The following is a 25,959-nucleotide window of genomic DNA, read 5'->3' on the forward strand; positions in this document are numbered from 1 at the left end:
GATCTAGCGCGGCGCCGGGGCCGCCTGGAAATAGCGGTCGGCGGCCTCGTGCATGGGGATGGTCACGCCTTCGCGGGCGGTCGCGCGCGTGATCTGTCCGCCGGCCGGGCTGCCAGCCGCCACGAAGTCGGCCTGTTCGAACACCGCCTGCAATACGCTGCGCACTTCGTCCGCGGGCGTGTCGGCGCCGGTGACCAGCAACGCGGTGACGCCCACCGTGGCGATGGGCGCGCCCTGGCCCGGATAGGTGCCGGGCGCGAGCACGAGGCGCACGAAGGCGGGATCGTCCCGCGCGAGCTGCGCGATCGCGGGCGGGGACAATGGCAGGATGCGCACCCGGTGGTCGGCGGCCAGGCGCTGCAGTTGCCGCGCGGGCGCATGGATCACGCTGGCGATCGCGTCGACGCGCCTGTCGAGCAGGGCTTGCACCGCCTGGTCGAAGTCGGCGCTGGCGACGAGTTCCACGCTGTTTTCCGGCACTCCGTGCGCGGCCAGTACCTGCAGCGTCGAGGCGCGGCTGCCGGACGCGGCCAGGCCGGCATCGAGCCGTCGTCCACGCAGATCGGCGATGGACTGGACCGGGCCGTCGGCCAGCACGGCGATGTGGAAGGCTTCCGGGTACAGGCTCGCGATGGCGCGCAGGCTGGGGTTGTGGGCCGTGCCGCCGAAGGCGTCCTGTCCCAGGTAGGCCTGCCTGGCGATGTCGCCCTGCGCGAGCGCGATGTTGGCCGCGCCTCGCTGGAGCAACTGGAGGTTCTCGATGCTGCCCTGGGTGGACGAGCCGCTGGCGCTGAAACCTTGCGCCGTCAGGCGCGCCGCGATGGTGCGGGCGACCAGGTCGTACTCGCCGGCTTGCGGTCCGCCCGCGACCACGAAGGCGCGGCGCAGCCGGTCCAGGCGACGCGTGATCTGCCGGTCGGCCGCCGCCAGTTCCTCGGTGATGATGGCGCGGGCGCGCGGGCTGTTGGGGGGCAGCGTGTTGAACAGGTTCTGGATGCGTTCGATGGTGGCACGGGCCGGCGAACCGGCGGCGGCCTGGCTGGCCGTGGCCTGCGGTGGCGGCACGAAATCCACCGGCTGCCATCCGTCGGGCCCTTCGCGGAACGTGACCGAACCGCGCACCAGCAGGATGTCGCCGGCGCGGTTGCCGTCGCGCGCGATACCTTCGACGCCGCGTTCGGTCGCGCCCAGCAGCGTGGCCAGCGCGGCCGGATTGAGCGATTGCCAGTCGCCGAAGGCATAGTCGCGGGCCAGGCGGAAGCGCCCGTTGAAATAGACGATGCGGCGGGCCGCGCCATCGGGCGCATCGGCCAGCGGGCCGCTGCCCAGGCGCCGCAGGGATTCCACGTCCAGCACCGGTTTGGCGAAGACCGCCTGCAGGCGGTTCTCCACGGCGGCCCGGACCTCGGACTGGTCGGGCCCGCGGCTGCAGCCCGACAGCAGCAGGGCGGCCAGGACGAGAAGAAGCAATCGTCGGATCATGGTTGCGCTCGCTGTCAGAAGCCGAAAAGAGGCAGGCCGAGATAACCCTGGATGACCAGCGCGTTGGTGATGTCGATCAGGAATGCGCCGACGATGGGCAGGATCAGGAAGGCCTGGGGCGAGGGGCCGTACTTGTTCGTGACCGCCTGCATGTTGGCGATGGCGGTGGGCGTGGCGCCCAGGCCGATGCCGCAGGCGCCGGCGGCCAGCACCGCCGCGTCGTAGTTGGCGCCCATGATGCGGAAGGTGACCAGACTGGTATAGGCCGCGACGAAGGCCGTCTGCACCGCCAGGATCGCCAGGATGGGCAGCGCCAGCGACACGAGCTCCCACAGCCGCAGCGAGATCAGCGCCATGGTCAGGAACAGCGACAGCGCCACGCCGCCGAACAGTTGCACCGCGTCGTCGTCGACTTCGCGGATGCGGGCCAGCCCCAGTACGTTACGCAGCACGACGCCGGTGAACAGGGTCCAGACGAAGGGAGGCAGGGTCAGCAGCCTGCCTTTCATGAGCTCCCCCAGCGTGCTGCCGACCACCACGCACGCCACGATCAGCAGCAGGGTCTCGAGAAAGAGCGGCAGGGTCAGCGGCCGGGGCGCCTGGGAAGGCGCGTCGGCGCCGGCCTGGCCGGATGGCGCCGAGCTGCCGTCGCCCGGCGTCAGGCCGTGGCGCGTGATGAGGCGCTGGGCCACGGGTCCGCCTATGATGCCGCCCAGCACCAGGCCGAACGTCGCGCAGGCCATGGCCAGCTCCATGGCGCCCTGCAGGTTGTCGACGTCGGAGAACTGGGTGGCATAGGCCGCGCCGGTCCCGTGGCCGCCCAGCATCGTGATCGAGCCGGCCAGCAGCCCGTTCAGGGGATGAAGGTCCATGCTGAAGGCGCCGGCCAGGCCGATGGCGTTCTGCAGCACGAGCATGATGGCGATGGCGATCAGGAACAGGACCACCCCCCGGCCGCCGCGCACCAGCGTCCTGACGTCGGCGCCCAGGCCCACCGTGGCGAAGAAGGCCAGCATGAAGGGCGTCTGCAGCGCCATGTCGAACGACAGCTCGGTGCTGGCGGCGACCTTGGCGATCGTGATGGCGATGGCCGCCAGCATCCCGCCCACCACCGGCTCGGGGATGTTGTAGCGTTGCAGCGGGGGGATGCGGCCGATCAGCCAGCGCCCGATCAACAGCACCACGATGGCGACCAGGAGTGTGGTGGTGACGTCTATTTCTATCAGCATAATGCCCCTTCACTGCGCGCGTGCCCGCGCGTCGGCCGGAACGCCGGTGGCGTTCGCGCGTCCAAGTGCTAAAGTGTCTGCTGGCAACCCTTAGCACCGTCTTTGCACCACCTATTATGCTTTCTCAACAGGAACTGAAACAGCAGGCGGCCGACGCGGCGCTTGCCTTCGTCGCCGAAGTGGCGGCGCCCGACGTGGTCATCGGAGTCGGCACGGGGTCGACGGCCGACCTGTTCATCGACGGACTGGCCGCCTACAAGGGGCGCATCCGCGGCACGGTCGCCAGTTCCGAGCGCAGCGCGGCGCGCCTGGCCGGCCACGGGCTGCCGGTATTCGACCTGAACGACGTGGCGTTCATGCCCATCTACGTCGACGGCGCGGACGAGATCGACGACCACCTGCACATGATCAAGGGCGGCGGCGGCGCGCTGACCCGCGAGAAGATCGTCGCCTCGGTGGCCGAGCGCTTCATCTGCATCGCCGACGAGTCCAAGCTGGTCGGGCAACTGGGGGCCTTTCCGCTTCCGGTCGAGGTGATACCCATGGCCCGCGAGGCGGTAGCCCGGGCGCTGCGCCTGCTGGGCGGGCAGCCCCGGCTGCGCGAAGGGTTCGTCACCGACAACGGCAACGTCATCCTGGACGTGCACGGCATGCAGATCGCCGAGGCCCAGGGCATGGAAAAGGTGATCAACGACCTGCCTGGCGTGGTGACCTGCGGCCTGTTCGCGCTGCGCGGCGCGGACGTGGCCCTGCTGGCCACGCAGTCCGGCGTGCGCCGGCTGGACAAGCCGCGCCACGCCTAGCCTACATTGACCGCGCGGCCGACTTCGGAGACATATTCCTGTCACATGACGTTCATAAACTGCGCGGTGCATTGCCCATGCGGCCGGGGCACAAACGGCCAGGCCCATTGTTCTTCCGCTGGGAGCCGGCATGACTGAACATACCCACAAACAATACGACGCCGAACTCGAGGAGGTCCGGTCGCGCTTCCTGCAGATGGGAGGCCTGGTCGAATCCCAGATCACCGGCGCCATCGATGGCCTGGCCAACGGCGATCTCGCCGCGCTGGAGCGCGTGATCGTGCGCGATACCGAGGTCAACCGCTTCGAGGTGGACTTGGACGAGGCGTGCAGCCACATCCTGGCCCGCCGCCAGCCCACCGCGGGCGACCTGCGCATGATCATCACGGTCATCAAGATGATCACCGACATGGAGCGCGCCGGCGACGAGGCCGAGAAGATCGCCCGCATGGCCAAGCTCATCCACGAGGCCGGCCGCGTCAACATGCCCGCCGTCGAGCTCTGGCACATGGCCAACACCGTCGTCACGATGCTGCGCAAGGCCCTGGACGCCTTCGCCCGCCTGGACGCCCAGGCCGCGGCCCAGGTCGTCCGCCAGGACAAGTCGGTGGACTCGGAGTGGCAGGGGGTGATCCGCCAGTTGATCACCTACATGATCGAAGACCCGCGCAAGATCTCGCGTTCCATCGAACTGCTGTTCATCGCCAAGGCGCTCGAGCGCATCGGCGACCACGCCAAGAACATGTGCGAGCTCGTGGTCTACATGGTCAAGGGCCGCGACGTGCGCCACACGGGCGTGGACAACGTCGAGCGGGAAGCCGCGGCGGGGTAGTGGCCCCCCCCTACGCCCTTCGGGCGCCCCCCAGGGGGCGATGCGGGTGGACCGGCGGAGCCGGATCCACCGCATCCTGGGGTAACAACGGGCTGGCGGGGACTGGCGATACTGCCTGGCAGCTGGTTCGGTTGAAAATGAAAACGGCCTTGCGTACAAGCAAGGCCGTCTTTCTTCCGTGAGCGTCCCCAGACCCAGGGCGCAGCGGATCCGGCTTTGCCGGTCCGCCAGCGCCGCCCCCTGGGGGGCGCCCGAAGGGCGTAGGGGGGGGCTTAGTACGGGGGGCTTAATTCGGCGGGACGTAGCCTTGTGCTTCGACGTTGCCGTCTTCGAATAGATAGCGCTGCATTTGCTGTTGCAGGTACTTGCGGGCGCGGGCGTCGGCGAGGTTCAGGCGGTTTTCGTTGACGAGGCGGGTCTGGGTCTGGACCCATTCCTGCCAGGCCTGCTTGGAAATGTTCTGCCAGATCTTGGTGCCGAGTTCGCCCGGGTAGGGAGGGAAGTCCAGACCTTCGGCTTCTTTCTTGAGCTTGACGCAATAAATCATGCGAGCCATGTGACCACCTGTTCCGCGATAGTTTGCAATGGCCCTATTGTAGCGGCCGCGCCATGTCCTTACCTGGCCGGACGGCGCAGGGCATCGATGCGGAGCTGGTAGATGCGGCGCTTGTTGTCGCGGCTGCGGCGCACGTGTTCGCGCATCAGGTTTTCGGCGCGTGCGCCTTCGCCCAGTTCGATGGCCGCGACGATGTCGTCGTGGTCCTGCTGGGCGCGATGGATGTAGGCGTATTCGGGTTGCGGCATGGTGTCGTCCAGGCCCAGGCCCAGCACGGCCGCGCCCACCAGCGGGATCTGCGAGACGTGCGCCAGCGCGCTGGCCAGCGGCGGGTTGCCCGCGGCCTGGATCAGCACGGCATGGAATTTCTCGTTCATGGCGGACCAGCGAGGCGTTTCCACGCGATAGCCGTTGCCGGCCGCATCCTCGAGCAGGCTCCAGCCTTCCTCCACGCAATCGCGCAGGGCCTGCGTCACCTCCGGCCGCGCGCCTTGCTCGGCCACCAGCCGCGCCGCCATGCCTTCCAGCGTGCCGCGTACGTCCAGGGCGTTGGCAAGGTCGTCCAGGTCCACCGCCTTGACCCGGAAGCCGCGGGTCGGTAGCCGCTCCAGCAGGCCTTCCTTGACCAGTTCCTCGAACGCGAGGCGGATGGGCGTGCGCGAGACGCCCAGGTCCGCCGCGAGCTGCAGTTCGACCAGCCGTTCGCCGGGCGGATAGGTGCCGGACATGATGCGTCGGCGCAGTTCGCCTGCGACGGTGTGTATTTGAGTGGCCATCTGCCGGGGACGAGCGTCGTAGTCCTTGGTGCGGGGGATAGTAACCGCTATGTCGGGATCATACTGATTTGCATGCAAAATTAGTTTGATATTGAATAAAAAAGAAAATTACCCAATAATTTGCATGCAATTTAATTATAGATCTAAGAAAGAGGAAGCCATGATCCCATCTTCCGCCTTCGTGGGCCTGCCGCCTGCGCTGGCCGACTCCGTCGTGCAGACCAAGCACTTCTTCCAGGCGCTGGACAACTTCGCCAAGGTGTTCGCCATCCGGCCGGGCGAGCGCGTGTTGATGCTGACCGATCAATTGCTCGATACCCGGGTGGTCGATGCGGTGGTGGGGCTGGCCAAGGCGCGCGGCGCGCAGGTGCGCGTCTATACCGAACCCAATTCGCGCGTGACCGAGGTGCCGGAGCCCGTGAAAGGCCTGCTCGAGCAGGCGGACTTCGTGGTGTCCACCTGGTTCTGTTCGATCGAGGACCCGTTCTGCATCGCGATGCGCAAGCAGGGGCAGCGCTGGGTGAAGATCACCTACTTCCGCAACCTCGACCTGCTGCACACGCCGCAGGCGCGCTTTCCGAGCGAGATCGTGGGGGCGCTGTGCCGGGCCACGGCCGGCCGCTATCCCAAGGGAGAGGATTTCGACCTGCATTTCACCGACGCGCGCGGGACCGACTTCCGCATCGGCTTCACGCCGGAAACGCGCGACACGATGCTGTCGTCCAATCGTTGGCGCGGCGTGACGACGGCCGAGGAGCCCGGCTGCTACGTGCACTACCTGCCGACCCACGGTCCCAACCTCTGGGACCGGACGGCGGTGCGCAACGACCACGCCGTCAAGACACCGATGTCGGGCGTGATCTACCCGCAGTGGGCAGTGGGCTTCGCCCGGCCTTTCGAAGAACGGATCGCCGTGCGTTTCGAAGGCGAATACGTCAGCGCGGTCGAGGGCAATTCAGAGGAGGCGAAGATCCTGCGCGACATGCTGGTGGGCGGCCGCATGATCGAAGGCGGCGGCTGCGGCTTCAATCCCAAGGCGCCGCGCCACACCATCTATCCCGCCGGTTCGAACGCCCCGGGGGCGCTGCATTTCGGCATCGACCTGGCCAAGCCGAACGACTACATCCGCCGCGTGCTGCCCGACTGGGAAGAGCCGCCCGTGCACATGGACCTGGTGTGCCTGGACGCCACCGTCACGGCAGGGCGCAACACCCTGATCGACCAGGGTTTCCTGTGCGCGCTGCGCGATCCCGAGGTGGTCGCGATTGCCGCCCGCTACGGCGACCCGGTCGAGCTGCTGGAAGCCGGGGTGGATTGACCGGGACAGGTTCACAGACAAGACAAGGAGACAAGCATGCATGTGCAAAAGAACGGGAAGCCGGCCCGCATCCTCGGCACCCTGGCCCTGCTGGCCGCGATGGCGTCGGGTGCCGCCGCGGCCGGCGGCGCCGAGTGGCCCCAGCGTCCGCTGACCATGATCGTCCCTTTCGTCGCGGGCGGCGGCGGCGACACGCTGGCCAGGCTGTATGCGCGTGAAATGGAAAAGCAATTGCGCCAGCCCATCATCATCGACAACCGGGCCGGGGCCGGAGGCAACATCGGCACCGCCGCCGGCGCCCGCGCCGCCCCGGACGGACAGACGGTGGTGTTCGGCACGAACGGCACGATGGCGACCAACCACTGGTTGTACAAGGCGGTGGGCTACGCGCCGGACGATTTCGAGCCGGTCGCGCGTTTTTCGGTCATCTCGATGGTGATGTTCGTCAGTCCCGACTCGCCGTTCAATTCCGCGCAGGAACTGATCGGCTATGCGAAGAAGCACCCGGGCGAACTGACCTGCGCCTCGGCCGGCAACGGCACGGCGTCGCACATGGCCTGTGGCCTGCTCCAGCAGATGGCGAAGATCGACCTTACGCACGTGCCCTACAAGGGCGGCGCGCCGGCCTCGACCGACGTACGGTCGGGCCGCGTGTCCTTCATGATCGACGTCGCGCCCTATCTCGTGCCGCTGGCCAAGAGCAAGCAGATCAAGGTGCTGGCCGTTTCCACGCCGCAGCGCATTCCCACGCTGCCGGACGCGCCCACGCTGTCCGAAAGCGGGGTGCCGGGGTATGAGCTGTTTGCCTGGGACGGTCTGTTCGTGCCCAAGGGAACGCCGCCCGAGCGGCTGGATCGCCTGCACCAGGCGGTGAACGCCGTGCTGAGCGATCCGGCGTTCGAGCGTTCCATGGAAGAGCGTGGTTCGATCAATTCGCCGATGAGCCGCCGCGAGTTCGCCGATTTCGTCCACAAGGAGTATCGGCGCCAGGGCGAGATCGCGAAGATGATAGGCGTGCAGGTGGATTGAGCGTTGCGCGGCCGGCCGGGCATGGCGCCCGGCCGGTGCGCGGGATGGCGGCGCGGACGCGCCGCCCGGGACCGGGCTATTGCGCGGTACCGCCGGAGCGGGTTTCCTGCGCCGGCAGCACGACGAAGTCGCCCTGGTCGGGCGCGGACTGCTTGCGGTTCCGGGTGGCCGCCTGGCCGGCGTCCAGGCGCACCGAGAAGGCACTGTGCCGTCCGTTGGCCGTGACGTAGACGTTCAGGTAGTGCACCCCGGTGCCCAACACCGTGACGGGCACCTCGACGACGGCGCGCCGCTGGGCATCCAGCGGGACGACCGTGGGCGACGCCGCATCCACGCGCAGCGCGCCTTCGACGCCGTACTTCAGTTCCACCTGGGTCACCCCCGGCGATCCGCGCAGCGACAGACCAACGGAAGCGGGGCCCGTGGCCAGCGGCGCCGACGGCGCCCGGACCGAGACGGCGACGAGGTCGCCGGGCTTGCCTGGACGCGCCACGAAGGCGTTGGCGCCGGTGGCCGGAGCCGTCGCCGCGGGCGCTTGCCGGGCTTCATGGGCGCAGGCGGGAAGAATGGGAAGAGCGGCCGCCAGCAGGATGGCCAGGCGGGCGGCGGCGATGTTCAGAGGCGGGCGCATTACAGGGCTCCTGCGGAAGTACGTTCGAGACTCACCTGGTAGCAGACACGGGTGTTGGCGGGGACCGGGGCGGGGCCGGGGTCGGGGGCGGCGCTGTCCTCGTCGTCGTCGCCACCGTTGGTCAGCGCGGTATCCACCAGGAAGGCGGTGTAGGTGCCGGCTTCGAGCGTGCTTTCGACCGCGTCGTCGTCCTCCTGGATCTTCACACCCTGGCGGGACAGCCACAAGTGGGCCTTGGTTACCAAAGCCGGGGGCGAGACGAGGGTCGCGCTCAGCCGGTAGGTGCCCGCGCTGGGCACTTCGAGCCGCAGGAAGCGACCCTGGTCCAGCTTGTTGTATTCCCCGCCCAGCAGGTTGGATACGCATACCTGCTGCGTGGCCGCGGGGGCGCCGGCGGCGGGCGCATCGAAGCGGACATAGGGTTTGGCGACTTCCGGCGGCACGGTCGGAATCGTGTAGGACGCGGGGCCGCCCCAATCGTCCAGCTCGTCCAGCGTGGGCGTGCCGACCGAGGTCAGCAGCGCGTTCACCTTGCCGATCACGGTGCTGTCGGTGAGGTGTTTGGCCAGGGCGGTGCCGAACGGGAAGATGCTGGTGAAGGCCGGCGTGCGCTTCTGCTCGTTGCGGAGGATGGAGATCGTGGTCTCGAAGCCGCCGGGCTGCTGCGCGAGCTGGTAGATGAAGTACTGCATTGCCGATTCGTTGTACCAGGCGGCATCGTCGGGCGGAGCCGGCGGTGCGCTGACGTCGAGGTAGAAGCTGTCCTGCTGCTTCTTGCCCGAGGTGTCGACGTAGAAGGGATCGTTGCGCACGATGCCGGCCAGCCCGTTGCCCCAGCCTTCGCCCCAGGCCACGCGCATGTCGAGCTTGTCGCCGGCGCCGTGCGAGCCGCCCACGGAGTCCGAGCGCGAGATCCGGCCTTCGAAGTAGTGGCCCCATTCATGGACCAGCACGCCGGTGTCGTACTCGTCGGTGTCGACGTCTTCCTTGCCCAGGATGTAGAGGCCGGGAGCGGGGCCTTCGGAATTGAAGTGGCTGGTGCCGATGTCGCCGTTCTTCGGCTCGCCCTCGGCAGGCCCGTTGTTCTCGCTCCAGTAGATGTTCAGGTGGGGGAAGTTGATATCCGGCGCGATGGCCAGGAAGCGCTGCATGGCGCCGTAGGCCTGGTCCAGCACGGAGAAGGGCGCGGCCGCGCGGGCGCCGGCGTAGCTGCCCGCGGTGTTGCTGCCGCTCCAGCCCGACGCCGCGTGCAGGTCGAGGACCATGCTTTCCTGGGGCACGGACAGCGCCTTGCTTTCCATGGCATAGATGGGCGCGTTGGTGGGAACCGCCGTGTAGCCCGGCTTGGTGTTGTCGCGTATCGCCACGCTCCAGGCGCCTTCCTTGCTTTCGCGCAACAGGCGCGCCTGCACCCGGATCTTGACCTCGCGGCCCGGAGGCAGCACGAGGGAATACCTGCCCTGGGCGTCGGTCACGGTGCTGCCCAGGATCTCGGCTCCGCTGAAGGCTTCCACCACGGCGCCGCGCACCGGCAGCGCACGGGTCTTGGCGTAGTCCAGTCCCTGGGACTTGACCGCCGGCACGAAGTCGTAGGTGACCATGCCGGATACCTTGCCGGCCTCGGGAGCCGGCTTGGCGCCGCTGCCGCCACCGCAGGCGGCCAGCATGGCCGACAACAGCATCACGGCCACTGCCGCCCGGCCCCGGCGCATGCCATGATTGCCGGACCGGACCGAGGGCATGGTCGCTTGCCCCTTTTCGGCGAGTATTCTCATCGGTGTGATTCCCCCACGGGATGGATGTTTGGTTACACGATGATACACGGGGGATCGCAAGAAAGGCGCTACCCAGTCATGGGTATTTGCGGGAGGACGGGACATGCGCGAAGCCGCGCGGCGTTATCGCAATTTCGATGAGTTCTACGGGTTTTACCTGGGGGAACACGCGCATCCCGTATCCCGGCGCCTGCACGTCGCGGGTACGGGCCTGGCCCTGCTGCTGGTATTGCTGGCGGCCGGGCTGCGCCAGCCCTGGCTGCTCGTGGCCGCGCTGGCCTGCGGGTACGGCCTGGCCTGGACCGGGCATTTCTTCTTCGAGAAGAACCGCCCCGCCACGTTCACCCATCCCTGGTGGTCGCTGCGGGGCGATTTCCGGCTGCTGGCCGAGACGTTGGCCGGCCGCCGGAAGTGGTGAGGCGAGCCCCTTTGGGCGTGAACAGGTCCTAGGCCGCCAATTCGCGCTCGACGGCAAGGCCGAGCGCCAGCAGGGCTTCGTCGCGGCCGGTCGCCATCGCCAGGCTCATGCCGGCGGGCAGGCCGGCGCCGTCGGTGCCGCAGGGCAGGGCGAGCGTGGGCATGTCCAGATAGCTGCCTATCATGGTGTTGCGCAGCACGCGCGCATTGCATTGCGCGAACCAGGCCGGATCGGCCGCCAGCGCCGCGATGGGCGGGGCCGCCATGGGCACGGTGGGAAACAGCAGCGCCTCGCCGGGAGCGAGGGCCGTGGCCAAGGCCGACACCAGCAGCGGCCGGTTGTCGCGCAGGGCCTGCCGGCTTGGCGCCGGGATGGCCTGGCCCAGCCGCAGCCGCTGCACGATGCGGGCGTCGACCCGCGCGAGCGCCGCCGGATCGTCCAGCAGTTCGCGGTGTACGGCGGCCGCCTCGATGCCCACCAGCGTGCCGAACGTGGCGAACAGGTAATGGGTCAGGTCCAGCGCGGGGACCGACCGGCGTTCGACGGTGAAGCCGCGCCGGGACAGGCGCTCGGCCGCGGCCTCGAACGCGGCGGCGACGCCCGCTTCGAGCTCGCTCATGACGATGCCCGAGGGAATCACCAGCCGCGCGGCGGGGCGGTCGGCGCTCGTCCGCAGGACCGGCGCGCGGCCCAGCAGAGCATCGTCGATCAGGCAGGCATCGGCCACGGTCCGCACCAGGGGGCCGATGCTGTCGAGCGAAGGCGCCAGCGGAAAGACGTCGCGTTGATCGTAGCGGGCCGAACTGGGCTTCCAGCCGACCAGCCCGTTCAGGGCCGCCGGTACCCGGATCGAACCCGAGGTGTCGGTGCCCATGGCGCAGGGGACGACCTGGCGGGCAACGGCCACGGCCGATCCCGACGAGGAGCCGCCCGGGATGCGCGGGACCGAAGCGTCGTGCGGGTTGGGCGGCGTACCGAAATGCAGGTTGATGCCCAGTCCCGAGAAAGCGAATTCGCTCAGGTTGGTCTTGCCCACGCTGACCATGCCGGCGGCCGAGAGCGCGCGCACGGCGGGCGCATCGGCCGTGGCGGGCGCCGCCCGCCGGCGCGTGTCCGACGCGCAGGTGGTGACGGTGCCCGCCATGTCGAACAGGTCCTTCCAGGCCAGGGGCACGCCGTCCAGCGGCCCCAGGGGCCGGCCTTCGCGCCAGCGCGCCTGACTGGCGCGGGCCTCTTCCATGGCGCGTTCTTCCAGCAGCGTGATGAAGACCGCGTCCATGCCGGGGCCGCGTGCCTGGTCCAGCGCCTGGCGCGCGACGTCCACCGGATCCAGGCTGCCCTGGGCGTAGCCCTGGGCCAGCGCGGCGATTCCCCGTGCGTCAGTCATGATGCTCCTTCGTGTTCCGGACATGTCCGGCCAGCCAGTTGGCGATGACGGCGGCCGCTTCGATCTCGTGGCCGGCGTACCAATGGTTGCCGCCCAGCACCGCGGACGAGAACGATAGCGCGGATGTCGCGTGGCTGCGCAGCAGTTCGATCGCGCCCCGGACTCCGGCGGTCCCGACGATCTCGCCTTCGGAACCGTACAGCGACAGGATCGGCGCCGTTATCGTCGAAAGATCCCGGAAGGCCTGCGGCGAGCGGCGATCGTGGAAGTCGAAGGTATCGGCGGGCCGGCCTTCCTCGAAGCGGTCCAGCAAGGTCTGCGCGGAAATGCGCTGCCGTAGCAGGCCCAGGACGCAGTCCTCTCCCATCAGCGTGCGGCCCTGGCCGGCGTCCACCCATTGCCGCGCCTGGGCCAGGAAGGCCGCGGCCTTTTCCTCGCCATGCAGGGCGAAGAAGGCGCCGCGCAGGTCGGCGGCCGAGGCCAGCACCAGCCCGCGCACGCGCGCGTCGCCGGTCGCCGCGGCATAGCGCAGGATTTTCGAGGCGCCCAGCGAATGGCCCATCAGGACGATGGGGCCGGCGTGCGACCTGGCCGCGAAGTCCATCCACGCGGCCAGGTCGGGAATGCAGTCGTCGAAATACTCGAACGCCGAGCCGGTCAGTCTGTAGACCGGTTCGGCGCCGACCCGCGACATGGCGATGTTCCCGTGGCCGCTGCATCCGATGGACAGCAGGTGGACGCCGGCCAGGTCGGGGCTTTGCAGGAAATCGAAGGTGAAACTGGTGTCGAAGTTGCCGCTCAGGCCGTGCAGGCTGATCAGCACGGGGGCGTCCGCCGCGGGGGCGGGCGCGAGGAATCCGGTCAGTTCGACCTGCTGGGTGGTGCGCACGCGCACCAGTCGGCCGCTGCGCGGCTCAGTCTTCATGGTCATGGGTACGTCTACTACGCGTTCAGCGCGCCATGTCGGGAAGGAACAGCACCAGGCTGGGGAAGGCGATCAGGAGGCCTATGCGCAGCAGGTCCACGATGATGAAGGGCGTGACACCCTTGTAGATGGTCCAGATGTCGGTGCGCTTGGACAGGCCCTTGATCACGAACACGTTCAGCCCGAAGGGCGGGGTGATGAGGCCCAGCTCCACGCACATGGTCACGATCACGCCGAACCAGATCGGATCGAAGCCCAGCTGCATCACGATGGGATAGACCAGGGGCACGATCAGGATGACCACTGCCAGGGCATCGATCAGGCAGCCCAGCACCAGCATGATGCCGATGATCACGAGCAGCGTGCCATAGCGGCCCAGGTTGGCGTCGATGAGCAGTTGCGCCGCCTTCTGCGGCGTCTCGGTCACGGCCAGGAAGTAGCCGAACAGCACGGCGCCCGCCATGATCAGCAGGATGGCCGCGCCCATGCGGACGCTTTCCGCCAGTGAGGAGAACAGCGTCTTCCAGGACAGGCGCCGGCCCAGTGCGACGATGGCGATGGCGCCGGCGGCGCCCACGGCACCGGCCTCGGTGGGCGTGAACAGGCCGCCATAGATGCCGCCGATGACGAACAGGATGAGCAGCATGATGGGACCGAGCCGCGTCAGGCTGGACAGGCGTTCGCGCATCGCGGCCTGCTGGCCTGCCGGCGCATCCTGCGGGCGCACGGCCAGCCACACCTTGACCACCAGCATGTACATGGCGATGGCGATGATGCCCGGTATGACGCCGGCCATGAACAACAGGCCCACGCTTTGCTGGGTCAGCAAGCCGTAGACGGCCAGCGCGATCGAGGGCGGGATCAGCACGCCCAGCGTGCCGCCGGCCGCGATCACGCCGGTGGCCAGGCGTTCCGAATAGCCGTGCTTTTTCATCTCGGGCAGGGCGACCCGCGTCATGGTGGCGGCGGTGGCGGCCGACGAGCCGCAGATGGCGGCGAAGCCGCCGCACGAGGCCACGGTGGCCACGGCCAGGCCGCCGCGGAAGTTGCCCAGCCAGAGCTGCGCGGCGCGGAACAGCTCCCCGCTCATGCCCGAGGCCACGGCCACCGTGCCCATCAGGATGAACAGCGGCACCAGCCCCATGGTGTAGTCGGAGAAGGTGGAAATGACGGAGTGCGACAGCAGTTTGAAGGCGGGCTCGAAGCCGGTCATCAGGCCGAAGCCCAGGATGCCGGAGGCGCCCATGGCCAGGCCGATGGGGACGCGCAGCAGGCAGAGCAGCAGCAGGGAGCCGAAGCCGATGAGGATGGCGAGATTGGGGCCGATCATGGTGTGCGTCCGTTCAGACCGTGGCGTCCGGATGGCCGTCGTGGGCCTCCGGCTCGGGGGGAGCGATGACCTGCTGGAGCAGGATGAAGAAGCAGGCCAGGGTGCCGAGCCAGGCGGCGGTGTAGAAGCCCCAGACCGGCAGTTCCAGGTCCACGGTCAGCAGCCCCGCTTCGAAGACGTCGACGACCTTGGTGCCCAGGGCGTAGGAGAAGCCGCCGACGATGCACAGGCACAGCGCGGCGCCGATGCGGGTCAGTACGCGCTTGGCGCGCGGCCCCAGCGCGCTCCAGAAGATGTCGAGCTGGATGTGGTCGTCATGGCGGAAGGCCGCCGCGATGCCCCAGCACACCACCACGCTCAGGAGCAGGCGCGAGATCTCGTACTCGTCCGGAAGCGGGTAGGCGAAGAGGTAGCGCGTGGCCACCGATGCGGACGTGAGTATCGCCATGCACAGCAGCAGGACCGACGGCACGAACTCGAGGAAGGCAAGCAGACGTTGTTTCATGGCGATGCCCGTCGGACGGTCAGTAGGCGGCGTTGTATTTCTTCAGCGTGTCCTGCAGTTCGCCGAACACCTTGGCGCCGTCGACGCGGTTCTTCTTGACGCTGTTTTCCCATTCGCCGCGGACCTTGGCGGCCATGGCCTTCCATTCGCCGACCTTGGCGTCCGAGATCGTATAGACCGTGTGGCCCGGCTTCTTCAGCAGCGCGGCCCGGCCTTCCTGTTCCCAGTTGTACCAGGGCATGGGCAGGCGCTCGGCCCAGTCGGCGTTGCAGTGGTTGTCGATGACCTTCTTCTGGTCGGCCGACAGCTTGCCGTACGACGACTTGTTCATCAGGATCGCCGTGCCCAGCGAATAGAAGTTCATGTCGAGGTGATAGGTCAACGCGCGGTCCGCGCCCAGGGCCTGCAGCAGGTTCCAGGGGAACGAGATCGCGTCCACCACGCCGCGCTCGACGGCTTCGGCCGCGTCGGACGCCGACAGCTGGACGGGCGAGGCGCCGGACAGGCGGTAGAAGTTGGCCGCCATGACGTTCGGGGAACGGATCTTCAGGCCGGCCAGGTCGGTGGGGCTTTCGATGCGCTTCTTGGAATGGATGGTGCCGCCGCCGTCATAGAACATGGTGCAGACCTTGACGTCGGCCATCTCTTTCTTGGCGTAGGGCTGGTACCACTCGTACAGCGCCCGCGAGCCCTTGGCGGTGTCGGACACCAGGAAGGGCATCTCGGCGGCGGTGACGATGGGGAAGCGGCCCGGCTCGATACCCACCAGGTAGAAGGCCAGGTCGGCGATGCCGTCGCGGGCCAGGTTGTAGTGGTCCTTGGCGGGGCCCAGTTGCTGCGCGGGGAATACCTGGATCGCGATGCTGCCGCCCGAGTCCTTTTCGATCGACTGCGCCCAGGGAACCAGCACGCCGTAGTGCAGGGGGTTGGTGGTGGGCAGGTTGTGCGACAGCCGCAGGCTGACTTTCTTGTCGGCGGCGTGGGCCGGACCGGCCAGGACGGCGGCTGCCATGGCGGCGGCCACGAGCGGCTTCAAAGCATGGTTCTTACGCATGGAGTTCCCCCTTGCACTGGGTCGATGAAAGGAAGCCGGCCCGGGTCCGGCAAAAAAAGTTCCGTTTTTCGGAACTAATCTATCGTTAGATGGAACATAATGCAGGTTGGCACGTAATTTCGTCAAGGCGTTTTCATTGCGGGCAAAATTTCGCCTGGCTCACGTTGGGAGGAGATGTGGAAGAAGAGTCGTCGAAGAACCGGTTCCTGCTGGAACGGCAGATGCAGGTGATCGAACTGGTCGCGCGCCATCCCGCCGGGCTGGCGTTCGGCGAGATACAGGCGGCGCTGGACATGCCCAAGGGCACGCTGCACCGGATGCTGGCCGGTTTGTGCCGCGCCGGCTGCCTGGACGCCGAACCGCCGTTCGAGGCGGAGGCGGGCAACGCGCGCCGCACCTATCTCCTGGGCGGGCGCATGCGCCGGCTGCTGGGAACGGCGATTTCGCCCGACCAGATGGCGGCGGTCGCCCATACCGTGCTCTACGGCCTGGTCGAGCAGTTCCAGGAGACGGCTTTCCTGAGCATGCTGCGCGGCAATCGCATCGAGAGCATCATCATGGCCACGCCGCCCAAGGACTGGCACGGCTACGTCAACCCGGGCCACGTCATGCCGCCCCATGCGGCGGCCTCGGCCAAGGCCATCCTGGCGTTTCGCGACGAACGGGAATGGGAGGCGCTGCTGGACGAGCCGCTGCCCGCGCTGACGGATCGCACGATCACTTCGCCGCAGCAGTTGCGGGACGAATTGCGGCGGGTTCGCAAGACCGGCATCGCCTATTGCCGGGAGGAGATCGACCGCGGGCTGGTGGCGGTGGCCGCGCCCATACCGCTTTCCCAGGTCGGCGTGATGTTCTCGGTGTCCATCGTCGGGCCTTCGCAGCGCATGCAGGGCTACGACGACGAGAAAATGAAGCGCGCCCTGCTCGATGCCGCCAGCAAGCTCGCGGCGATTTTTTCCAAACAGATGAACGCGGACCTCAAATGACCCGACCCACCATAGCCGTGATCGGACTGGGCGGGATTGCCCGCGGCCTGCTGGATGCCCTGGCCGGCGATGCCTGCGCCGACGTGCGCAACGTCGTCGTGCGCGCGGGCAAGGAAGGCGAGGCGGCGGCATCGTTGCCGCCTTCGATCGAACCGGTTGGCGACATCGCGTCGCTGGCAAGGGAAGTCGACCTGGTGATCGAGGCGGCGGGCCAGGGCGCCGTGGCGCAATACGGCGCCGACGTGCTGCGCAGCGGCCGCCATTTCGCGCTGGTCTCGGCCGGCGCGCTGGCCGACGACGGCCTGCTGCGGACGTTGAAGGAGGAAGCGGCCAGGACCGGCCGCCGGCTGCACCTGATCAGCGGCGCCATCGGCGGCCTGGACGCGCTGGCCACGGCCCGCGCCGCCGGCCCGGTCGAGGTCCGCTATACCGGTATCAAGCCGCCGCGCGCCTGGCTGGGCACCCCGGCGGAACAGGCCTGCGATCTACATGCCTTGGCCGGACCGGCCGTCGTGTTCGAAGGCAGCGCCCGCGAGGTGGCGCGGCGCTATCCGCGGAATGCCAACGTGGCGGCCACGGTCGCCCTCGCGGGAGCCGGGCTGGACGCCACCCGGGTCACGCTGGTCGCGGATCCCGCCGCCACGCGCAACAGCCACCGGATCGAGGCGCGCGGCGTGCTGGGCGAGTTCCGCTTCGATACGCAGGCCGAACCGTCCGCCGCCAATCCGAAGACCTCGGCCAGCACCGCCTGCAGCATCCTGGCCTACCTGAAGGGCGGCCCCAACGCGCTCGCGCTGCAAGGCTGAGGGCGGCTGGCCGTCCGCCTCGCGGGCCGCCAGCGCCTGGTTCGCGAACCGCGGATCAGGCCTCGCGGTAGAAGCAGAACTCGATTTCCACCGTGGCGTTCAGCGGCAGGGCCACGACGCCCATGGCGGTGCGCGCGGGCGGGGTCGTGCCTTCGGGGAAATAGCCTTCCCAGACGCGGTTGATCTCGGCGAACTGGTCGAAGCGGGTGGTGAAGATGCGCGCGATGACGAGCTGGTCCAGGGCCAGTCCGTATTCGGGCAGGGCGCCCAGCATGTTGCGCATGATCTTGTCCGTTTCCGCGGCGACGCCGCCGCTTTCCAGCTGGCCGCTCTGGGCATCGAGCGCGATCATGCCGGCCAGCTGGTAATAGGGGCCGGCCTGGATGCAGGGGGTGTAGCGGAAGCGTGGCTTGGGCAGCGTCTTGGCGTAGTGGGCTTGCAAGGGCATGGTGGCGGGCCTCGAAGGAAAGGCCCGTAGTCTACTCCGCGTAGGGCCGGCCGAGTTCGGGATGCGCGCGCAGATGGGCCTGCAGGGCGCCGCGCATGCCGCCGTTGCCGATCATGGCGCGTATCTCGGGTGCCAGCGGCGGGTAGCGGTGGACCTGGCCGGTGGCGCATCGCGTGACGGTGCCGTTGGCGTAGTCCACTTCGATCTCTTCCCCGTCGGACAGCACGTCCACAATGCCGCTGCAGGACGCGAGCGCGGGCACGGCCAGCGCCACCACGCCCTGGAAGGCGCGCACCGACATGGACTCGCACAGAATGCCCAGGCCCAGCGCCTTCATGGCGATGATGCCGGTGTTGTGCGCCTTGCCGGCCAGGAAGTTGCGGCCGGCGACGATCAGGTCGCCGGGACGGATGCGGCCGGCCAGGCCCGGATCGAGTTCGGCGAAGAGATGCGGGATCAGTTCGCCGGGATTGGTGTTGCGCGAGAGCACGATGTCGAACGCCATGACCGCGCCGTCGTGGGGAACGTCATGGCCCAGCACATGGGCGGTGCCGCGTTGTATCCAGTTCATCGATGGGAACTCCTCAATGCGCCGGGCGCGGATCGGCGATCCGGCCGGCGATGGCGGACGCCGCCACGGTAAGCGGGCTGCCCAGGTAGCAATAGGCGTCCTTCGCGCCCATGCGGCCCTGGCCATTGGTGGCTGCGGTCGAGATCGACACTTCCCCGGAAGCCAGGGGACCGCCGGCGCCGCCGGCACAGGGGCCGCAGCCGGGGGGGAGCAGGATGGCCCCGGCGTCCAGGAAGCGTTGGGTCAGGCCGTCGCGCGCCATGCGCTTGGCCGTCTCGACGGTGCCCGGCACGACGATGAAGCGCACCCCGTTCGCCACCCGGTGGCCGGCAAGCACCTCGGCGGCGGCCTGGAAGTCCTCGTACATGCCCGATCCACAGGATCCCAGGTAGGCCTGATCGATCGCGACACCCACGGTATCCCCGACCGGGACCGCTCGATCGGGCGAGCCCGGCAGCGCCACCTGCGGCGCCAGGCGCGAGACGTCCAGCGCGAGCGTATGTTCGAAGCGGGCGTCGGCATCGCTTTCCAGCCAGCTGCCGTCGCGGGGCGCGCCCAGCGGCGACATGGGCGGAAACACGATGTTGAGCACGCCGATCTCGGTCAAGGTATTGCACAGCGCGACCCGTCCCGACAGCGGCAAGCGATCGCAGTACGAACCGCCGAACTCCACCACGCGATAGTCGAATTCGACACCCAGTTCTCCCGAGGCCAGCCGATGGGCCAGCCAGAAACCGACGTCGCGGGGATGCACGCCGGGCGGCGGCTGGCCTTCCAGCGTGACGCGCAGCGTGTGCGGCACGACGGTCCAGGTCGTGCCCGTGGCCAGCACCGATACCACGTTGGGCCCGGCGCGCATCGCGAATGCGCCGATGGCGCCGAAGTTCGTGCAGTGCATGTCGTAGGCGAAGAGGAACATGCCGGGCCTGACCAGGCCGTTTTCCATGGGAAAGAGGTGGCCGTGCCCGCCCTGGCCGGCATCGTGGAAGTGGCCGATGCGCCATTCCCCGGCAATGCGCCGATTGGCGCGACCGCGCAGGATCGAGGCCGGAGTGGTGTAGACGACCTGGTGGTCGGTGACGAAGACCACCCGCTCCGGATGCGTGACGCGGCGATAGCCGATGTCGTGCAACTGCTTGTAGGCGGTTTCGACATAGCCATCGTGCAGGATGACCAGTTCCGGCTCGGGCAGCACGATGTCGCCCGGCCGGACCGAAGTCTTGCCGCTGGCGCGGGCCAGCATCTTTTCAACGAGAGTCATGCCCATGTGGGAGCTTCCATGCTTGGGGCCGGTCACGGACGGCCGCTGACGGCCTGCGCGTACGGGATACCGGCCCGAACCCGCGCATCGGCATCGCGTTCGAAGGCCAGGCGGGCGGCCAGGCGTTCGGCGAAGATATCGAAATATTGCTGCCCGATGACGACGACACCGTCATCATCGGCGCAGACGAGATCGCCCGGGCGCACGATCTGGCCGCCGATCGCCACGGGGACCTGGAGTTCGGCCGTTCCGTCCTTGCGGCTGCTGCGCACGGTGCCGCCGCGTGCGAACACCGGGAATCGCAATGCCCGGATCTCGGCCAGGTCGCGCACGCGGCCGTTGGTGACGCAGCCGGCGATGCCCCGCATCTGCGCGGCCAGCGAACCGGTGCCGCCGAGCGCGCAAGTATCCGGATCGCCGCCGGTGTCGATGACCAGTACGGAACCGGGCGGAGCCAGGTCGAGCGCCTGGTTCGCCGATCCGCTGCGGTGCGGTGGTGCGCTCACGGTGTATGCCGGGCCGATGCAGACCGTGCCCGGCACTTGCGTGCCGATGACCGGGTCCAGGTCGCCGCGGCGGCCCAGGGCTTCATAGGCTGCGGCCGCGGAGGCGCCGGCCAGCAGGCTCGCGAGTTGTTCCACGCTCATTCCCATGGCCTTCCTCAGTCGAGTTGGATCTTCACTTCCTTGGCGACGCGCGCCCACTTGCCTCGCTCCGCATCGATGAAGCGGGCGAACTGCTCGGGCGTGTTGGCCATGGGCAGGAGCCCCTGCCCGCGCAATTGGCGCACCACGCCCGGCTCGGCAAGAATGGCCGCGATGGCCGTGTGCAGCGTGTCGATGATGGCGACAGGCGTGCCCGCGGGCGCCATGAAGCCGTTCCAGTCGAACATCTCGTAGCCCGGCAGCGTCTCGGCCACCACGGGCGTGTCGGGGAATTCCGCCACCCGTTGGTCGCTGGTGAGCGCCAGCGCCCGCAGCTTGCCGGCCTTGACCATGGGCCAGGCCGGAGGCTGTCCGCCGAACGTTAGGGTGACGGCGCCGCTGGCGACGCCGGTCAGGGCTTCGGGCGCCGTCTTGAACGGCACGTGGGTGATGGAGATGCCCGCGAGTGCCTTGAAATATTCCCCCGACATGTGCGAGGCAGTGCCGTTGCCGGCCGATGAGAACGTCAGCTTGCCGGGGTCGGCCTTGGCGGCGGCGATGACGTCGGCGATCGACTTGTAGGGCGACTCGGCGGAAACGACGATCAGCAGGGGCGTGCGGGCCGACAGCATGATGGGCGCGAAGTCCTTGACCGGGTCGTAAGGCAGCTTGCTGTAGACGTTCGGATTGATGGTGAGCGTGCCGATGTGTCCCACCGTCAGCGTGTAGCCGTCCGCGGGGGTCCGGGCGGCGGCGCCCAGGCCTATGGTCCCGCCGGCGCCGGCGCGGTTCTCGACCACGAATGGCTGCCCGAGGCGCTCGCCCAGGCGTTGCGCGACGAGACGCGTGATGGTGTCGGGCGACGAGCCGGCGCCATGCGGAACGATGATGCGCACGGGGCGGGTCGGATAGGACTGGGCGCTGGCGCCCTGGGGGGCGCAAGCGATGGCGGCGGCCAGGGCCAGCGCCGTGGCCAGGAGCCGGGATTGCAGCGGCATGGTGTGTCTCCTCGAGGGTTGCAAGGCTGGTTTGCCTTTTTGTATGACAAATTTTGTTATTGTTGGCGAAAATATGCCATGAAACGGGCATTATTTTCAATAATGTAAGACAATTTAGGTGGATGGCGAGAAAAAAGCCCGGCGCGATAGGCTTGCCTTTGCGTCGCTACAATGCAAATTCCTGCCGCGACCGATCCATGGACCAAAAAATCGTTGCCTTGAACGAGACCGCCGTGCCGGCCGGCGATCCGGCCCGGCAGCAACTGGCCGACCGCCTGCGCGATGCCATCACCGAAGGGGTCTATCTCCCGGGCGACAAGCTGACCGAACGGGAGCTGTGTGAACGTTTTGCCGCCAGCCGCCCGTCGATGCGCGAAGCCATCCGGCAACTCGACGGCGAAGGCTTGCTGGAAGTGGCGCCGCATCGCGGGCCTGCCGTGCGGGCGATCGACGAAGCGCAATTCCACGAGCTGCACGAAGTGCGGGTGGCCCTGCAGAAACTGGCGGCGGCATGTTTCGCGACGCGCGGCACGCCCGAGCAGATGGACGCCTTCGCCGTGCGCATCGACGAGTTCGAGCAGGCATTGGTTTCGCGCGACGTGCCGCGCATACGCGCGACCAAGCATCAATTGTTCGAAGCCTTCGTCGCGGGAGCCAGGAACGAACCGCTCGCGGCCTTCATTCGCAAGATCAATGCACGCCTGGGTTTCCTGTGGGCGTCATCGATGAATCATCCGAACCGGCCGGCGGAAAGCGTGGATGAGTTCCACCGTCTTCTGGACGCGATACGCGAACGCGACCCCGAAGCCGCGCAGGCGGCCATCGTGCTTCAGAACCAGCGTGCCCGCGCGGTTGGATTGCATGCGCTCGAGCTGTTCCAGAAGCGTCGCCGCGCATCATCGTGACCGCTGGCGCAGCGGCGCCAGCAGCGGCGACAGCCCGTTGTGATCGATTTCGTGCATCAGCGCCAGCAGGCGCCCCAGTTCGCCGGGCGGGAATCCCTTGCGGGCGAACCAGGCCAGGTAGGGACCGGGCAGGTCGGCGATCAGCCTGTCCTTGTACTTGCGTAGGGCATGGCGACCGTTACCAGGCGTTGCAGATCTTCGGGGTTCATGAATGAGAGGGGGGGTGTCCTGGTGGACCACGCCCGCATTGTGCACGAAGCGCGGGCTCTGTGACATGCGCCGCCATGGCGGATAAGTATTTGACATTTAAAGATTATCGGGATCACACTGGCGCCTTCCGACGACGAGGGAGGGCGGGCCATGGAAGCGATGGTTGGCGGGACTTGGGGACGGGGCGTGGTCGTGGCGGCGGCGGTGGGTCTGTTGACCGCATGCGCGGCACGCGGACCGGGCGGCGCAGCGCCGGCGGAGGCCGCGGATGCGGTCTTCGTCAACGGCAAGGTCGCCACGGTGGATGCCGGCTCTTCCATTGTCCAGGCTTTCGCCGTGCGCCAAGGGCGATTCGTCGCGGTGGGGGCGAACGAGCGCATCATGGCCTACGCGGGGCCCGCCACGCAGGTGATCGACCTGCGCGGCCGCACGGTCGTTCCGGGCCTGGCGGATTCCCATCTGCACGCCGTGGGCGGCGGTCCCGGCATCGATCTGTCCGCCACGCGTTCGATCGCCGAGCTGTGCGCCAAGGTGGCCGAGGCGGCCAAGGGCGCCAAGCCGGGCGAGGTGCTGGTGTCCAACAGCGACTGGCACGAAGCGCAACTCAAGGAGCAGCGCCTGCCTACCGCGGACGAGCTGGAGGCAGCGGCGCCCGGCGTGCCGGTGATCCTGGTGCGCGGCGGCCACAGCTATTTCCTCAACAACACGGCGCTGGCCAGGTACGGCATCACGCCCGCGACCCCGGTGCCGCCGGGCGGCGCGATTCCGCGCAACGCCGCCGGGCGGCTGACCGGCGAGCTGACCGATACGGCCAAGCGTCTCGCGCCGCTGCCGCCTCCGCCGCCGATGACGCTGGCCGTGCTCGAGGCACAGCAGAAGAAGCTGAACGAATACGGCCTGACCAGCATACGGATACCGGGCACGAACGTGGCGGCGTATCGCCAGTTCCAGCAACTGCGCGACAGCGGCAAGGCCACGGTCCGCTACAGCATTCTGTTCCGCCCGAAGGACCTGGCCGATTTCCGGTCCAGTATCGTCGGGGCCGGCATCCGGCAGGGGGAAGGCGACGAGTGGGTCAAGGTCTGGGGCATCAAGATCAGCGTGGACGGCGGATTCGAGGGCGGCTACATGACCCGGCCCTACGAAGGGGAGATGGGCAAGGGTGGCACCTACTACGGCTTGCAGACCATTCCGCAGGCGACGTTCAACGAATACGTGGCCGGCATCAACCAGGCCGGCTGGCGCGTGGCGGTGCACGCGGTGGGCGATGCCGCCGTGGACGAGGTGCTGCAAGGCTACGAACGGGCCCATGTCCAGCGCGACATCCGCGCGCAGGGCTGGACCATCGAGCACGCCTTCATCACCCGCCCCGACCAGTATCCGCGCATCCGGGCGATGAATCTCAGGATGTCGGTGCAGGACCATCTCTATCTGGCCGCGCCCGTGCTCAGGCGGTATTGGGGCATGGACCGCGCCTCGCAGGCCACGCCGCTCAAGACCTACATGGAGCAGGGCTTCATGCTGGCGGGTGGCACCGATTCGCCGGTGATTCCGGTCAATCCGTTCTGGGCCATGTACCACTTCCTGACGCGGGACACGATCTCCGACGGCGTCTACGGCGCCGACCAGGCCGTGCCTTCGCGCGACGCCGTGCTCAGGCTGATGACGATCAACAACGCGCGCCTGACCGACGAACAGGACATCAAGGGGTCGATCGAACCCGGCAAGCTGGCCGACTTCGTCGTGCTGTCGGCCGACTATCTCAGCATCCCGGCGGCCGAGGTGCAGCGGTTGAAGGCGCTGGCGACCTACGTGGGCGGCAGGCAGGTGTACCGGGCCGAGTCGTTCTGAAGCGGGGTGGTCACGGTTTCAGGACCACCTTCACGCAGCCGTCCTCCTTGTCGCGGAAGATTTCGTACATGTCCGGCCCGTCCTCCAGCGCCTCGCTGTGGGTGATGACGAAAGAGGGGTCGATCCGGCCCTCGGCGATGAGTTCGAGCAGGGCCTGGCTCCAGCGCTGGACGTGGGTCTGGCCCATGCGCCAGGTCAGTCCCTTGTTCATCGAGGCGCCGAACGGAATCTTGTCGATGAGCCCGCCGTAGACGCCGGGAATGGACAGCACGCCGGCCGGGCGGCAGACGTAGATCATTTCCCGCAGCACGTGGGGGCGGTCGCTTTCCAGCATCACCGCCTGCTTGGCCCGGTCGTACATGGCGTCCAGCGACCGGGCGGCGTGCGATTCCAGGCCCACCGCGTCTATGCACTTCTCCGGCCCCTTGCCGCCGGTCAGGTCGCGCAGGCGTTCGACCACGCTTTCCTGGTCGAAGTCGATGGGGATGGCGCCGGCCTGGGCCACCATGGCCAGGCGCTCGGGCACGTGATCGATGACCACCACCTGGCGGGCGCCTTGCAGCTGGGCGCTGCGCATGGCCATCAGTCCCACCGGGCCGGCTCCCCAGATGGCGACCGTGTCGGTGGGCTGGATGTCGCACTGGGCCGCCGCCTGCCAGCCGGTGGGAAGAATGTCGCCCAGGAACAGCACCTGTTCGTCCGGCAGGCCGGCGGGCACCTTGATGTGGGTGGAATCGGCGTGCGGCACGCGCACGTATTCGGCCTGCCCGCCGGCGTAGCCGCCCGTCAGGTGGGTGTAGCCGAACAGGCCCGCCGTGGAATGGCCGAAGGCCTTGTCGGCCAGCTCCTTGTTGCGATTGGTTCGTTCACACACCGAATAGTTGCCGCGCCGGCATTGCTCGCAGGCGCCGCAGGCAATGGTGAAGGGCACGACCACGCGATCGCCCACCTTCAGGTCGTGCGTGTCCGGTCCCGCCTCGACCACTTCGCCCATGAACTCGTGTCCCATGATGTCGCCGGATTTCATGCCGGGGATGAAGCCGTCGAACAAGTGCAGGTCGGAGCCGCAGATGGCGCAGGCGGAGACCTTGACGATGGCATCGCCCGGTTGCTCGATGCGGGGATCGGGCACGGTCTCGTACCGGATGTCCTTCTTGCCATGCCAGCACAGTGCTTTCATGACGTTCTCCTTCGTCATACGCGCCGGTTGCGCGGGCCCGGGCACGCAG

At 68.2% G+C, this 25,959-nt stretch carries 26 protein-coding genes and 1 pseudogene; 9 read left to right on the forward strand and 18 right to left on the reverse strand.

All coding sequences use genetic code 11. The features are described 5' to 3' along the window. Window positions 1-3 precede the first annotated feature (3 nt). Both ABD104_RS04740 and gltS read right to left on the reverse strand, forming a co-directional pair. Window positions 4-1,482: a TAXI family TRAP transporter solute-binding subunit gene (locus ABD104_RS04740; RefSeq protein WP_343927199.1), complete on the reverse strand. Its 1,479-nt coding sequence runs from the start codon at window positions 1,480-1,482 to the stop codon at window positions 4-6. Between the two features lie 14 nt (window positions 1,483-1,496). Then, window positions 1,497-2,711: a sodium/glutamate symporter gene (gene gltS, locus ABD104_RS04745; protein ID WP_254914681.1), complete on the reverse strand. Its 1,215-nt coding sequence runs from the start codon at window positions 2,709-2,711 to the stop codon at window positions 1,497-1,499. A gap of 116 nt (window positions 2,712-2,827) precedes the next feature. Here gltS and rpiA point away from each other — a divergent pair, with 116 nt between their 5' ends. Together rpiA and phoU are read left to right on the forward strand one after the other, a co-directional pair. Then, complete coding sequence (gene rpiA / locus ABD104_RS04750) at window positions 2,828-3,514, forward strand: ribose-5-phosphate isomerase RpiA (protein ID WP_087841317.1); 687 nt, start codon at window positions 2,828-2,830, stop codon at window positions 3,512-3,514. Between the two features lie 130 nt (window positions 3,515-3,644). Then, the gene (phoU, locus tag ABD104_RS04755; protein WP_124690040.1) at window positions 3,645-4,346 is read left to right on the forward strand and encodes a phosphate signaling complex protein PhoU; all 702 of its coding nucleotides are present in this window, start codon (window positions 3,645-3,647) and stop codon (window positions 4,344-4,346) included. A gap of 286 nt (window positions 4,347-4,632) precedes the next feature. On the opposite strand, the gene ABD104_RS04760 is transcribed toward phoU, so the two are convergent. Together ABD104_RS04760 and ABD104_RS04765 are read right to left on the reverse strand one after the other, a co-directional pair. Beyond that, window positions 4,633-4,902 carry an oxidative damage protection protein gene (locus tag ABD104_RS04760; protein WP_087841315.1) on the reverse strand — a complete coding sequence of 90 codons (270 nt, stop codon included), beginning with the start codon at window positions 4,900-4,902 and terminating at the stop codon, window positions 4,633-4,635. A gap of 59 nt (window positions 4,903-4,961) precedes the next feature. Next, the gene (locus ABD104_RS04765; protein ID WP_132980100.1) at window positions 4,962-5,678 is read right to left on the reverse strand and encodes a GntR family transcriptional regulator; all 717 of its coding nucleotides are present in this window, start codon (window positions 5,676-5,678) and stop codon (window positions 4,962-4,964) included. Between the two features lie 160 nt (window positions 5,679-5,838). On the opposite strand from ABD104_RS04765, the gene ABD104_RS04770 reads away from it, so the two are divergent. Beyond that, entirely contained in the window at window positions 5,839-6,996 is a 1,158-nt protein-coding gene (locus ABD104_RS04770) for a hypothetical protein (RefSeq protein ID WP_087841313.1), read from the forward strand. Between the two features lie 36 nt (window positions 6,997-7,032). Beyond that, window positions 7,033-8,025, forward strand: a complete 993-nt coding sequence (locus ABD104_RS04775; protein WP_343927200.1) for a Bug family tripartite tricarboxylate transporter substrate binding protein — start codon at window positions 7,033-7,035, stop codon at window positions 8,023-8,025. 76 nt (window positions 8,026-8,101) lie between these two features. On the opposite strand, the gene ABD104_RS04780 is transcribed toward ABD104_RS04775, so the two are convergent. Beyond that, complete coding sequence (locus ABD104_RS04780; RefSeq protein ID WP_087841311.1) at window positions 8,102-8,656, reverse strand: hypothetical protein; 555 nt, start codon at window positions 8,654-8,656, stop codon at window positions 8,102-8,104. Further along, a complete protein-coding gene (locus ABD104_RS04785; protein ID WP_132980102.1) occupies window positions 8,656-10,431 on the reverse strand; it encodes a hypothetical protein in 1,776 nt (591 codons plus the stop codon). The genes ABD104_RS04780 and ABD104_RS04785 overlap by 1 nt, the downstream gene beginning before the upstream one ends. Before the next feature lie 103 nt (window positions 10,432-10,534). Between ABD104_RS04785 and ABD104_RS04790 the strand changes: the two genes are divergently transcribed. Further along, window positions 10,535-10,849, forward strand: coding sequence for an Mpo1-like protein (locus ABD104_RS04790; RefSeq protein ID WP_087841309.1), 315 nt, complete (start codon window positions 10,535-10,537; stop codon window positions 10,847-10,849). Window positions 10,850-10,877: 28 nt separating this feature from the next. Here ABD104_RS04790 and ABD104_RS04795 read toward each other — a convergent pair whose 3' ends face one another. The 5 genes from ABD104_RS04795 to ABD104_RS04815 are packed head-to-tail and all read right to left on the reverse strand — an operon-like array spanning window position 10,878 to window position 16,050. Then, window positions 10,878-12,236, reverse strand: coding sequence for an amidase family protein (locus ABD104_RS04795; RefSeq protein ID WP_343927201.1), 1,359 nt, complete (start codon window positions 12,234-12,236; stop codon window positions 10,878-10,880). After that, on the reverse strand, window positions 12,229-13,167 hold the full coding sequence (locus tag ABD104_RS04800; RefSeq protein WP_132980105.1) for an alpha/beta fold hydrolase: 939 nt from the start codon (window positions 13,165-13,167) through the stop codon (window positions 12,229-12,231). Before ABD104_RS04800 ends, ABD104_RS04795 begins: the two co-directional genes overlap by 8 nt. Before the next feature lie 19 nt (window positions 13,168-13,186). Further along, window positions 13,187-14,491: a TRAP transporter large permease gene (locus ABD104_RS04805; protein ID WP_087841306.1), complete on the reverse strand. Its 1,305-nt coding sequence runs from the start codon at window positions 14,489-14,491 to the stop codon at window positions 13,187-13,189. A 13-nt stretch (window positions 14,492-14,504) separates the two neighbouring features. After that, the gene (locus tag ABD104_RS04810; protein ID WP_217896334.1) at window positions 14,505-14,996 is read right to left on the reverse strand and encodes a TRAP transporter small permease; all 492 of its coding nucleotides are present in this window, start codon (window positions 14,994-14,996) and stop codon (window positions 14,505-14,507) included. 19 nt (window positions 14,997-15,015) lie between these two features. After that, window positions 15,016-16,050 (reverse strand): TRAP transporter substrate-binding protein, encoded by a 1,035-nt coding sequence (locus tag ABD104_RS04815; RefSeq protein WP_207958666.1) that lies wholly within the window; start codon window positions 16,048-16,050, stop codon window positions 15,016-15,018. 176 nt (window positions 16,051-16,226) lie between these two features. Here ABD104_RS04815 and ABD104_RS04820 point away from each other — a divergent pair, with 176 nt between their 5' ends. Together ABD104_RS04820 and ABD104_RS04825 are read left to right on the forward strand one after the other, a co-directional pair. After that, on the forward strand, window positions 16,227-17,036 hold the full coding sequence (locus ABD104_RS04820) for an IclR family transcriptional regulator (RefSeq protein ID WP_343927202.1): 810 nt from the start codon (window positions 16,227-16,229) through the stop codon (window positions 17,034-17,036). Next, a complete protein-coding gene (locus ABD104_RS04825) occupies window positions 17,033-17,842 on the forward strand; it encodes an aspartate dehydrogenase (protein WP_087841304.1) in 810 nt (269 codons plus the stop codon). The genes ABD104_RS04820 and ABD104_RS04825 overlap by 4 nt, the downstream gene beginning before the upstream one ends. Before the next feature lie 55 nt (window positions 17,843-17,897). Here ABD104_RS04825 and ABD104_RS04830 read toward each other — a convergent pair whose 3' ends face one another. Genes ABD104_RS04830 through ABD104_RS04850 form a run of 5 tightly spaced genes read right to left on the reverse strand, consistent with a single transcriptional unit; the run spans window position 17,898 to window position 21,764 of the window. Continuing rightward, window positions 17,898-18,290, reverse strand: a complete 393-nt coding sequence (locus ABD104_RS04830; protein ID WP_087841303.1) for a RidA family protein — start codon at window positions 18,288-18,290, stop codon at window positions 17,898-17,900. A gap of 31 nt (window positions 18,291-18,321) precedes the next feature. Then, complete coding sequence (locus tag ABD104_RS04835) at window positions 18,322-18,861, reverse strand: 3-isopropylmalate dehydratase small subunit (protein WP_087841302.1); 540 nt, start codon at window positions 18,859-18,861, stop codon at window positions 18,322-18,324. 13 nt (window positions 18,862-18,874) lie between these two features. Beyond that, window positions 18,875-20,122 (reverse strand): 3-isopropylmalate dehydratase large subunit, encoded by a 1,248-nt coding sequence (locus tag ABD104_RS04840; protein WP_176400845.1) that lies wholly within the window; start codon window positions 20,120-20,122, stop codon window positions 18,875-18,877. 32 nt (window positions 20,123-20,154) lie between these two features. Then, window positions 20,155-20,769, reverse strand: a complete 615-nt coding sequence (locus ABD104_RS04845; protein ID WP_165963232.1) for an RraA family protein — start codon at window positions 20,767-20,769, stop codon at window positions 20,155-20,157. Window positions 20,770-20,783: 14 nt separating this feature from the next. Continuing rightward, window positions 20,784-21,764 carry a Bug family tripartite tricarboxylate transporter substrate binding protein gene (locus ABD104_RS04850; RefSeq protein ID WP_343927203.1) on the reverse strand — a complete coding sequence of 327 codons (981 nt, stop codon included), beginning with the start codon at window positions 21,762-21,764 and terminating at the stop codon, window positions 20,784-20,786. Window positions 21,765-21,961: 197 nt separating this feature from the next. Between ABD104_RS04850 and ABD104_RS04855 the strand changes: the two genes are divergently transcribed. Continuing rightward, window positions 21,962-22,669, forward strand: a complete 708-nt coding sequence (locus ABD104_RS04855; protein WP_176400844.1) for a GntR family transcriptional regulator — start codon at window positions 21,962-21,964, stop codon at window positions 22,667-22,669. On the opposite strand, the pseudogene ABD104_RS04860 reads toward ABD104_RS04855, so the two are convergent. Then, window positions 22,661-22,878, reverse strand: a pseudogene (locus tag ABD104_RS04860) (DUF3820 family protein). The gene ABD104_RS04855 and the pseudogene ABD104_RS04860 overlap by 9 nt on opposite strands. A gap of 151 nt (window positions 22,879-23,029) precedes the next feature. Here ABD104_RS04860 and ABD104_RS04865 point away from each other — a divergent pair. After that, the gene (locus ABD104_RS04865) at window positions 23,030-24,730 is read left to right on the forward strand and encodes an amidohydrolase (protein WP_343927204.1); all 1,701 of its coding nucleotides are present in this window, start codon (window positions 23,030-23,032) and stop codon (window positions 24,728-24,730) included. A gap of 10 nt (window positions 24,731-24,740) precedes the next feature. Here the strand turns inward: ABD104_RS04865 and ABD104_RS04870 are convergent, their stop codons facing one another. Further along, complete coding sequence (locus tag ABD104_RS04870; protein WP_087841296.1) at window positions 24,741-25,910, reverse strand: zinc-dependent alcohol dehydrogenase; 1,170 nt, start codon at window positions 25,908-25,910, stop codon at window positions 24,741-24,743. Window positions 25,911-25,959 lie beyond the last annotated feature (49 nt).

It is taken from the genome of Pigmentiphaga daeguensis, assembly GCF_039523035.1.
GTDB lineage: Bacteria > Pseudomonadota > Gammaproteobacteria > Burkholderiales > Burkholderiaceae_B > Pigmentiphaga > Pigmentiphaga daeguensis.